This window comes from Massilia sp. DJPM01 (assembly GCF_030348125.1).
Classification (GTDB): domain Bacteria; phylum Pseudomonadota; class Gammaproteobacteria; order Burkholderiales; family Burkholderiaceae_D; genus Telluria_A; species Telluria_A frigida.
Genome location: NZ_JAQOZV010000028.1, coordinates 1 through 9,465, shown reverse-complemented (window position 1 = coordinate 9,465; position 9,465 = coordinate 1). Strand labels below are relative to the sequence as shown.

7 protein-coding genes are annotated in these 9,465 nt (G+C 61.8%); 1 reads left to right on the top strand and 6 read right to left on the bottom strand.

Going from position 1 to position 9,465, the window contains the following annotated elements; all coding sequences use genetic code 11:
- The 3 genes from PO883_RS18390 to PO883_RS18380 all read right to left on the bottom strand — a co-directional run bounded on the left by PO883_RS18390 (position 1) and on the right by PO883_RS18380 (position 3,202).
- Positions 1-1,389 carry a hypothetical protein gene (locus PO883_RS18390; RefSeq protein WP_289311061.1) on the bottom strand — a complete coding sequence of 463 codons (1,389 nt, stop codon included), beginning with the start codon at positions 1,387-1,389 and terminating at the stop codon, positions 1-3.
- A 90-nt stretch (positions 1,390-1,479) separates the two neighbouring features.
- A complete protein-coding gene (locus PO883_RS18385; RefSeq protein ID WP_289311060.1) occupies positions 1,480-1,758 on the bottom strand; it encodes a hypothetical protein in 279 nt (92 codons plus the stop codon).
- Positions 1,759-1,999: 241 nt separating this feature from the next.
- The gene (locus tag PO883_RS18380; RefSeq protein WP_289311059.1) at positions 2,000-3,202 is read right to left on the bottom strand and encodes an aminotransferase class V-fold PLP-dependent enzyme; all 1,203 of its coding nucleotides are present in this window, start codon (positions 3,200-3,202) and stop codon (positions 2,000-2,002) included.
- Positions 3,203-3,352: 150 nt separating this feature from the next.
- On the opposite strand from PO883_RS18380, the gene PO883_RS18375 reads away from it, so the two are divergent.
- The gene (locus tag PO883_RS18375) at positions 3,353-4,222 is read left to right on the top strand and encodes a CmcJ/NvfI family oxidoreductase (protein ID WP_289311058.1); all 870 of its coding nucleotides are present in this window, start codon (positions 3,353-3,355) and stop codon (positions 4,220-4,222) included.
- On the opposite strand, the gene PO883_RS18370 is transcribed toward PO883_RS18375, so the two are convergent.
- The 3 genes from PO883_RS18370 to PO883_RS18360 all read right to left on the bottom strand — a co-directional run bounded on the left by PO883_RS18370 (position 4,178) and on the right by PO883_RS18360 (position 9,347).
- Positions 4,178-4,918 (bottom strand): CmcI family methyltransferase, encoded by a 741-nt coding sequence (locus PO883_RS18370; protein WP_289311057.1) that lies wholly within the window; start codon positions 4,916-4,918, stop codon positions 4,178-4,180. The two genes, PO883_RS18375 and PO883_RS18370, sit on opposite strands and share 45 nt — an antisense overlap.
- Before the next feature lie 230 nt (positions 4,919-5,148).
- Entirely contained in the window at positions 5,149-6,312 is a 1,164-nt protein-coding gene (gene ampC / locus PO883_RS18365; protein WP_308605943.1) for a class C beta-lactamase, read from the bottom strand.
- 635 nt (positions 6,313-6,947) lie between these two features.
- Positions 6,948-9,347, bottom strand: a complete 2,400-nt coding sequence (locus PO883_RS18360; protein ID WP_289311055.1) for a DUF4157 domain-containing protein — start codon at positions 9,345-9,347, stop codon at positions 6,948-6,950.
- Positions 9,348-9,465 lie beyond the last annotated feature (118 nt).

Sequence of the window (9,465 nt, the reverse complement as noted above, 5' to 3'; positions counted from 1 at the left end):
TCAGGCCGGGCTCCACACCCCACCAGAATGCGCCTGCGAGATCATGTCGGGCCGCACGTCATCGCAGCAATCGACGGCAAGCGACACGGTTCCTTTCCTGAGCGCGCCCTGCAGGCGGATATTGCCCTGCGCAAGGTGCTGCATGACGTCCGATGCGATCTCGGCACGACGCTGTCCCGATACTTCCCTGGCCAGCGCCAGTTCCACCTTCACTTCGAGCGCATCGGCCTTTCCATGCGCGGTGCTGGTGCGGTACTTGGGATGGCCGATCGCGTATGGATCGGTGACCTGTTCGACATCGGCAAAGCGCGCAATGCGCTTGACCTCCGCGATGTCGTCGACCGCTTCGAGAATGGCCGACGGCGCCAGCAGCCAGGCGTCGCTGCCCGGTTCGGGCACGCCGTAGCGGGCCCGCCCGAGCGGCAGGATGGCGGTGGTGCCGGGGCGGCATGAAGCGGCATGCGTGACCTCGACCAGGTCGCCAGTGAGGTACCTGACCAGGGGCTGCGCCTGCTGGAACGGATACAGCGCGGTCAGGGCCAGCAGGCCGGCACCCTCATGCATCACTTCGCCGCTATGGGCGCCGAGCACCTCGGGCACCACGTAAGGTTCGAAGTGATACCAGCCGCACTGCAGGCACTGGTTGGCGCTGCCGAATACTTCGCTCACGCTGAAGCCGTCGATGACGGGAACGCGCCAGGTGTCCTGGAAGCGCTGACGCCATTTGCGCGTCAGGTACTGCGAATACGACACGACCAGCCGCAGTCCCGTGGGAGGAAAGCCCTCGGGATAGCGCGCCATGGTATCGAGCGTAAAAGCACGCAGGCAGCGCTCGAGGCCGGACAGCACCGAACATTGCTCGGCCACGTCGGCATCCTTGTGCGAATGCAGCAGTGTCCTGCGCGCGTACTCGAAGCTGCCCGCATCGTAGACACTGATGCGGTGGTTGTGGATGGGCGCCGGAACGCTGATCAGGTGCCCGTGATAGGGATTGGTGAAGTGCAGGCCGCGCAGGTAGCGCCGCACCGGCTTGTTGAGAAGCTGGCGCGTGACGAACTGCTCGATGAATTTCTGCTCGCGGTCGCTGCGGATCGTGACCAGCGGATTGCCGGTGGTTCCGCTGGTGAGCACGTCGTTGCAGACCACACCCTCGCGGTTTTGCGCCGCTTCGCCCGCCGCGCGGATCGACTCCTTGTCGATCGTGGGCAGGTGACGCAGCGTGCGGCGATCAATGTGGGCCAGGTCGCACCCGGCCCAGCATTCGCGGAAAAAGTCGGTCCGGAGCGCATTGGCGACGGTTCCGGGCAGCAGCGCATCGTGCAGTGCGTGCAGCGCGTCGATCGAGGCAAGCTGCGAATCATCGAGTGCGTCCGGTTTATCGACTACCATTTGGCCATCCTTTCAATGAACGACCGGATGGTCGCAAGGACTTCTCAACGCCACCAGCGGCATGTCTGGGGCGTGGCTGACCGGCGCCAGTTAAGGTGGGTTGACTTCGGGCAGGCCGGCGCGTTGCAGGTGGTCCTTGTTTTCCCCACCCAGCACGGCTCGTGCGAGGTTGAGAAGCTCGGCAGCCTCGTACGCGCTGGCGCGGCTTTCAGCGAACTTGGCGATGACCGACTGCGTGGTCTTTTGCACGGTACGCCAGTCGTTTTCGACAGCGCGTGTATAAAGGTCGATGACCTTTTCGATTGGCATGCCGACCGCTTTCGTGAAGTCGGCCTCAATTGCCATGGGTATATGCGTATGCGTTTTCATCGTAACGTCCTCCGAGTTTTAGAAAGAGTACCATCCAAGCCTAGCACACGCCCGCCCGAAATCAAGCAGTCGGATACGCTGTCTTCAGCGCGCGTTACATTATGTAGACAGAACCGGATTGGCAACGCCGCCGCTGTGGAAATTGGTGATTTTTGCAGACCGCGCGCATGACTGCGCAACGCGAAAATGCATGCCCGGACACGCAGCAACGACAGCGCGCGACCTGGCCACACCTGCTCGCTCAAGTAAGCAGCACTTCAAGCGCGCGAGCCAACAGGTCAAGCTCCGCTTCCGTATTGAAACAATGGGTAGACACGCGAATCAATGGCACGGTTCCCCATTGCGCCATACCCACCTCCACCCGATACTGTTCCCACAGTTGGCGCTGCAGCGCGCCGGCATCGCACCCCGGCGGCAGCACGAAGCTGGTCATGCCGCCGTACAGGCCCGCACGCACGGGCGTCATGCATGCCAGTCCCCGCAGACCGCGCAGGCGAGCGCGCGTGGCATCGCTTGACTCGCGCATCCGCTGGAAAACTTCTGCGCTGCCATGGCTCTCGAAAAAATCGATCGCAGCGGGCACCGCGAGCCAGGGACAGATGTCGCGCGTGCCTGCACATTCGAGCCGGCGCAGCGCGGGGGTGCTACCGAAGCGATCGCGCTCGTGCAACGCCTGCGGCCCCTCGGGCAGATGGAAGCCGCCGCTGACATGCAATGGTTCTAGCGATTCGACAGCAGCGCTGCCGGCATACAGGAAGCCCGTTCCCGCCGGCGCCATCAGCCATTTGTGCCCGCTTCCCGCGTAGTAATCGCAATCGAGATCGCGCAAGGCAAGTGGCAGGAAGCCGGGACCATGCGCGCCGTCGACGACGCTTACGATGGCGCGCCGGCGCGCCATTGCGCACAGCTCGCGCACCGGAAGGATCATGCCGGTAGCTGACAGCACGTGGCTCACGAACAGCACGCGTGTGCGTCCGTTCATGGCGCTGGCGGCCGCCTGCACGATCTCGCCGGGATCGTCCGGCCGGGCGGGCAGCGCAAAGGTGCGCACCTGCATGCCGCAGCGCGCCGCCACACGCTCCCAGCACCATCGCATGGGGGCATACTCCTGGTCGCTCATCAGGATCTCGGCCGGTCCTTGCAACGCCATCGAGGCGGCGACCACGCTGACCGCTTCGGTGACGTTGCTGGTAAATAGTAGCCGGGCCGGGTCGGCATCGAGAAATTGCGCCAGGCGCGCACGTGCGGTCCACAACAGCGCAGGCACCTGCCGCAACTGAAAGTCCATCGGGTCCCGGACCAGCTGGTCGCGAAGCGCCGCGACAGTGTCGGCGGTCCGGCGCGAAGGCGGCCCGAAGGAGCCGGCGTTGAGGTAAGTAACGCGCGCGTCCAGCGCCATCTGGGTGCGTGTTACGGTAACGTCTGTGGTTGGTGTGACTTGCATGGCACGGGCCTCTCTGGACATCTCGCGCGGACCACAATAGCATGGCGAAGAGAGCGCGAATCGTGCGAACATGGCGCCACTTCGTCGCTTCGGCTGCAGGCTCGCCTGTGTCTACATCAATCAGTCTCATTTCGATTGCGGATGTCAACCATGTCGACCGTTCCAGCTGTTTTGTACTACGCCGCGCCGCTCGCGCCCGAAGGCCGGGAGGATAACTGGATCATCGATGCCCTGTCCGATCCTCCCGCACTGATCCTCAACTTCCGCAAGGTGAGTATTGAAACACACATCACTGAGCTGCGCGGCAGCCAGATGCATCCCCACCTTGACGACGCCGGCTTCGAAAAACTGGACCTGCCAACCCAGGCCGACCAGCAGGCCCTCGTCGACGGCTCGCCCGCTGCGCTCGACTTCTATCAGCGCGAAACGGCCAGTCTGCTGCAAGCGATGACCAATGCGAGTGCGGTCGTCTTCTTCGACGCCACCTTGCGCAGCGAAGAGCCAGCCACGCCGCGCGCCCCATCGTTCCAGCCGGCCCACTTGCGCGTGCATGTGGACCAGAACCCCCGCAGTGCCCGTGCGCGCGCGACCGCCCACGGGGGAGCGCAGCGCCGCTTCCGCCGCTTTCAGATCATCAATATCTGGCGTCCGCTGCTCGCGCCAGTGCGCAACTTTCCACTGGCCCTGTGCGATTACCGGTCGCTCGACGTGGGCACCGACCTGGTGGCCACGCAGCTGCATTTCCCTGCCTGGCTCAAGGACCGCGAGAACTATTCACTCAAATACAACCCGGGGCACCGCTGGTATTACTGGGAAGGCATGACGCCCGGGGAGGTGGTGGTTTTCAAGTGCCACGACAGTGCCTGCCACGCGGTAGCGATGGGCGATGGCGCCGAACGCGGCGAGGCGATGGACGTAGCGGGCCTGTGCCCCCACACCGCCTTCTTCAATGCCGCCGGGCCAGCCACCGGCCGCTTACGCACTTCCCTTGAATTGCGCGCCCTGCTCTTCTATGACTGAACGCCGGAACACACCGCGCTCGAGTTGCGGACAAGCATTGGCGTAGACCATGTCCATCTCAAGCGTGTCCTTAAAGCTGGCCAGGTATTTGGCGAGCAGCCCGGGACTGTAGCGCTCCCAGAATGGCATCATGTCTTCGATGATGAAGTAATCGCCCGGCGCGAGCAGCTTGTCCACTGCCCATCGCATGACGTTGAACGTGTTGCAGTGCGCATCGTCGATGAATACCAGCGGATGCCGGACCCGCTCGCGCAGGAAGGCAAGCGAGGCCAGTGCGCGGGAGTCGCCCTCGTGCAGGCTGATGCCGTCCATGTGCGTGGCCGGTATCTGGCAGCGCGACAAATTCCGGTCCACGCCGATGACCTGGCATTCGATATCCATCATGCGCGTGAGGTCGCGCAACCACACCAGCGAGCCACCACTGAAAACACCCAGTTCGATGATGGTGCGGGGCCGCATTTCCCACAGCAGGTCGTGGTAGGCCGACTGCGTGGCTGGATCCTTCAGCAGGCGCAGGCCTTTCCAGTGATAGCGGGGGAAGTCATCGAAGCCGAGGTCGCGCGGCGCCTCGGCCCAGCGCTCGAGCGGCCATCCGCGCGGGCGATCGATCAGGCGCGGCGGCCTGTATACCGGGTCTTCCCCGACGCCGCGAAACTCATTCAAGTCCAGGAAGTCTTGTCGAGCGTCGTAGTCCATGGCACATTCCGTTGGCATTGGTCCAGATGGGGTTTGATGGCGCGGCAGGTGTCGAATCAGCCGATAATGCGCTCAAGCGCTGGAGAAATCAAGACTGGGACAATAAGAACAAGCGCAAGCGTTGTTGCCTGTTCGCTGGTCGATCCTGGCTGCTGCCTTGCGTCGCGCATCGGCGCCCAGGATGTATCAGTCGGCATTCGCAAGAAGGCTGGAAACAAGCTGCGGAACGGTCAGTCGGCGGCCCTCGCCTGTCTATCCAACCGGTCCAGGATCTGGTAGGCAGCGCCGACCCGGTCCGGAATGGGATAATTCTTGTTCGCCATGATGACGACCCCGATCTTGCGCGAAGGCACGAAAGCGACATAGCCGCCGAAACCGCTCGTCGAGCCGGTCTTGTTCATCAGCACATCGGTGCGTGGCGCGCCCGCCGCCACACGGGTTGCCGGCATGTCCTGGAAAATCATGCGTTCGGAGTTGCCCGACAAGAGCTGTTCCAGCTTGAGCGGATAAGGATACTGTTCCCACATCAACCCCTGCACCATGTCGCCCACCCGGAAGTGAGCGACATGGGTGGCGTCGATCGCGCGCTGCCATGTCGGGCCTAGTTGCGCTGGCTCCATATTGAGCATCACAAAGCGGATCAGGTCGCCCGTGGTCGTCTTCACGCCATACGTCTCGGCCCACAGCACGTTGCGCGCCACTCTGACCGGCTGGTCCTTCTTGTTGTAGCCCTGTGCGTAGGTTGCCATCAGTTCGGCAGGGACATTGACGAAGGTATGCTTCATTCCCAGCGCCGGAAACAGGCGCTTCTCCATCGCATCGGCAAAGGTCATTTGGATGCTGTTGGCCGCGACGATGCCAAGCAGGCCGGCGCTCGGGTTCGAGTAGGTGCGCGACGTGCCGGCCGCTTGCCGGGGCTTCCAGTGTAAAAAGTACGGCATCAGCTGCTCGTCCTTGGCGACCTCATCAGGCACCTGCAGCGGCAGGCCGCCCGCCGTATGGGTCGCCACGTTCAATACACTGATGCGGTCGAACACGCTGCCGCGCAACGACGGCACGTATTTGCTGACGCTGTCGGACATGGACAGCTTGCCGTCCGCCTGGGCATAGGCGGCCAGCGTGGCGGTCAGGGTTTTGGTGATCGAGCCTGCTTCAAACAGCGTCTCGCTCGTGATCGGCTGCATGCTGTCTTTCGACATCACGCCGAAATTGTAGAAACAGCGACGGCTATCGGCCGTCACGGCGACCGCCACGCCGGGAATCTGGTGTTTTGCCATGAGCGCCTTGATAGCCGCGTCAACCGTATCCAGGACCTTGCATTGGTCGGCCTGGCCGGCCTGGTCGGCCTGGTCGACAGCGTGACAGTTCACTGTCCAAAGGCATGCGGACAACATCGCTACCAGAGTGAGGACATGGCGCTGCATTGCTTCTCCTTTCAGTTTGATCGACACGGTTGTGCAGGTCGCAGCATGGGAATGGCGATGATCGGCTAATTCATGCTCAAGGCTTGGTTAATCGCCCGCCGAAGGCAGCTTGCTAGCTTGACGAACTGGATGCTCCTGCCCTGCCCCCTGTGGGCTATCCATGAGTAAGTGTAGCACTTGTTTCCCGAAAAATTGGGACTGTCTCGTCCATTGCGCGGCGCCATCCTCACTGACATCCGGCACTTTCACTGCTTGGGCCTGTTGCGTTTGACAGATCAGAATCATCGAAATGTGTTGCGTTTGGGATGCGGGATTACGCAACAAAATAGGTTAACTGCATAGCGCAACGCAGATGCACAAAAAACCCACGCTTCTACAGCGGTATTGAAACGCAACAGGGTACCGCGACAACATAATTTGGGAAGTTCGTGCGGTTGGAACGGTGTTCAACGGCTTGGAAGCGCTCGAGCAGAACTCGGCCGCCTTAAGATCCATCGGGCATCGTATCCTGTCGGCGTGACCAGCCAGGCAATCATCGGATGCCGACGGATCTGACCAGCAAGTTGTTGGCCGAGGCCGGTCTGTGGATGCCTCTCCTGCTTACCTCAGAACGCCAACCCCCACCCGGGCATGCCCGATCCCCCCGGCGATCCACCGTCCGGAAACCCCTTGTCCACCGAATAGTGCATCAACAATTCCCGCGCATGCGTCCTGAGCATGTCGATCATCCGGATCACCTGTCGCTGTATTTTTGGCGTCACCCGTCCCCCATAACCGAGCATCAGGTCGAGATCCTGCTGGTAGTTGTCGCGCAGCTTCTGGCGCCGCTCCGGCGTCAACGACAGCAGAATGCCGGTCAGCGCAGAGACGTCTTCACCGGCCAGCTTGATCCTCCGGTCCAGGTTGCGCCAGAACATGGTCGTGGGATCGTGGTCGAACGCGTCGCTTTCGTAATCCCCGAAATCCATTTCCTCGGGATCGGCCTCGGGCTTTTCGGAAATATGCGAGGAGAAATCGATGACGGCGTCGACAATTTTGTCGAGGTCGGTCGGCGTGAAGCCCTTGCGCAGTGTGGAGATGGTGGTGACCACTTCCATCAGCTTGACGGCAATCGGGTCCTTGGAATTAACCTTGTTTTCACCAAGCAGACTCTCCACGCTCAAGCCGCGCGACGCGACGGACGCCACCCAATTCTTGAGCAGGCGCGACCAGTGCATTTCCTTCTGATACAGCGGCAGCGAGGACATCCGCACCTTACGCAGTTCCTGGTCCAGTACGTCCAGGCGCAAGGCTGACAGCATGGCCGGATAGCGCCTGGAGAGCCCGGGGATGACCTTGTCCGCGATGCTGTTGGCGAGCCGGCTTGCATCTCGCATCAACTGGCCGGTGGCGGTCGGCAAGCTGTCGAGCTTGACGGTGCGATAGTTCAGCTTGAGCGACGGGTCGGTCGAAATCTTGTCCATGCGCAGAGAGTCCGACCTGCCCTTCTCTTCCAGGTAGATGACGCGGTGCCCCATGTAGGCATAGGCTTCCAGGTTCCCGCTGCGCATGCCCACGTGGGTCAGGCTCGGCACCTCCCGGCGCAGATACTCGAAGAACGCGAACTGCGCGGTGCGGTTCTTCTTCCATAATCCGCGCTTTTCCCACAATTGGCCGAGGCGCACTGTCTTCGAGAAGCGCAGCGCGCCTTTCATGCCGCCGATCTTGTCGCTCGGGTCGTCGCCGGCGATCACCAGCGCATAGCCGGCGGCGGCGAAACGCTCCATCATCTGTTCCATGGCGGTGTGACTGCTGTCGTGCTCGGGATGCAGCCCGCCCAGCGCGCCGCTTTGGCGCGACCACATCACCAGCATGGGCGAGTCGAGCGGAATATTGAAATCGCGTACCAGCTTGCCGAAATCCGATTCCGTGTAGCCCGACGTGGCCATCCAGGTGTCGCGGATTTCGGGCGTATGATCCTTCTCGTTGAATTTTTCCTTGACGATATTGGTTGCCTGTCCGACGCTGGCGGTTTCCTGGTCGAACACCATCTCGTGCTGCTGGTGCAGGATGTTCTTGACCTCGGTGGCCATGTTGCCGTCCACCCGGTAATAATGGATACGGGCCGGATCGATGCCGCTCTGGTTGACGTAGAAATCGTACATGCCGGCGCTCTTGTCCTGCTCGTTCTTCATGTTTTCGCCGATCAGGATCAGGCGCAGCTCCGGGTCCAGCTTAAGCGCCACCGCGATCTGGAACTGGTCGCCCGACATCTCGCCATGCTGCACGATCGTCTGCCGCGCCAGCTGCGCCACCTGCCGTTGCGCGACGAAACCGGCGCCACGCTGGCTTACTTTGCCTGTTACGCCTTCCTCCGCCACCAGGTTCCGTGCAGAATGGCCGCCCTCGAACTGCGCGGCTTTCTCGCCCATCATGTCGGCCTCTTTTTCCAGTGAAGGGTCATCGTTGACCGCGCCCGCCTTCATCTGCAAAGTTGGCCGAACCCGACCCTGAGCTTGCTGCACTACATGCCAAGCCTCATGCGGCAAATGTCTTTCTTGCCCCGCCCCAAGATGAATCTCGCTGCCCTGGGCATAAGCATGCGCCTGCAACTGCGCCGGCTTGGCCGAGTTATAGTGCACCTTTATATGATCCATGCTCATGCCCGAGAGCGACTCCATCCCTGACTTCAATTGATTGGGCAGGCCGGTATTGTTGGTTTTTTCTTCGCGCTGCGCGCTCGATAACTCAGCTGGCATTGCGCCGTCTCCTTGCGGTCGAACTGCACCGCCAAAGAGCGCATTCAATTCATGGCGCTGCGCCACCATCCGCGGACTGTTGTGAATGGCGTCACTCAGCGCCCGTTGCTGCAACACGCGCGGGCTGCGATTCAACATCTCGGTCAGTTCGCGTTGCGCCACCGCCGCTGGCAGCTTGTCCACAACCCTGCGCTCCTGCCTTGACGTTGTGGCCGTTTCCGTTTGGACGGCATCAGCGTCATTTCGTGTTTGTAGCGGTGCTTGCATGGAGTGGCCGTGATCGATGAGTGGCGTTATCGATATGACTACATGACTATAGCCAGGACGGTCTCGTGCTGCAGGGCCGACCGCGCAGGTGCCCTCGGCCACGATACCTATCGAGAAC

Excerpts from the sequence above, each read along its gene's own strand:
- PO883_RS18390 (WP_289311061.1), bottom strand. The coding sequence starts at position 1,389 with ATGGTAGTCGATAAACCGGACGCACTCGATGATTCGCAGCTTGCCTCG.
- PO883_RS18385 (WP_289311060.1), bottom strand. The coding sequence starts at position 1,758 with ATGAAAACGCATACGCATATACCCATGGCAATTGAGGCCGACTTCACG.
- PO883_RS18380 (WP_289311059.1), bottom strand. The coding sequence starts at position 3,202 with ATGCAAGTCACACCAACCACAGACGTTACCGTAACACGCACCCAGATG.
- PO883_RS18375 (WP_289311058.1), top strand. The coding sequence starts at position 3,353 with ATGTCGACCGTTCCAGCTGTTTTGTACTACGCCGCGCCGCTCGCGCCC.
- PO883_RS18370 (WP_289311057.1), bottom strand. The coding sequence starts at position 4,918 with ATGGACTACGACGCTCGACAAGACTTCCTGGACTTGAATGAGTTTCGC.
- ampC (WP_308605943.1), bottom strand. The coding sequence starts at position 6,312 with ATGTTGTCCGCATGCCTTTGGACAGTGAACTGTCACGCTGTCGACCAG.
- PO883_RS18360 (WP_289311055.1), bottom strand. The coding sequence starts at position 9,347 with ATGCAAGCACCGCTACAAACACGAAATGACGCTGATGCCGTCCAAACG.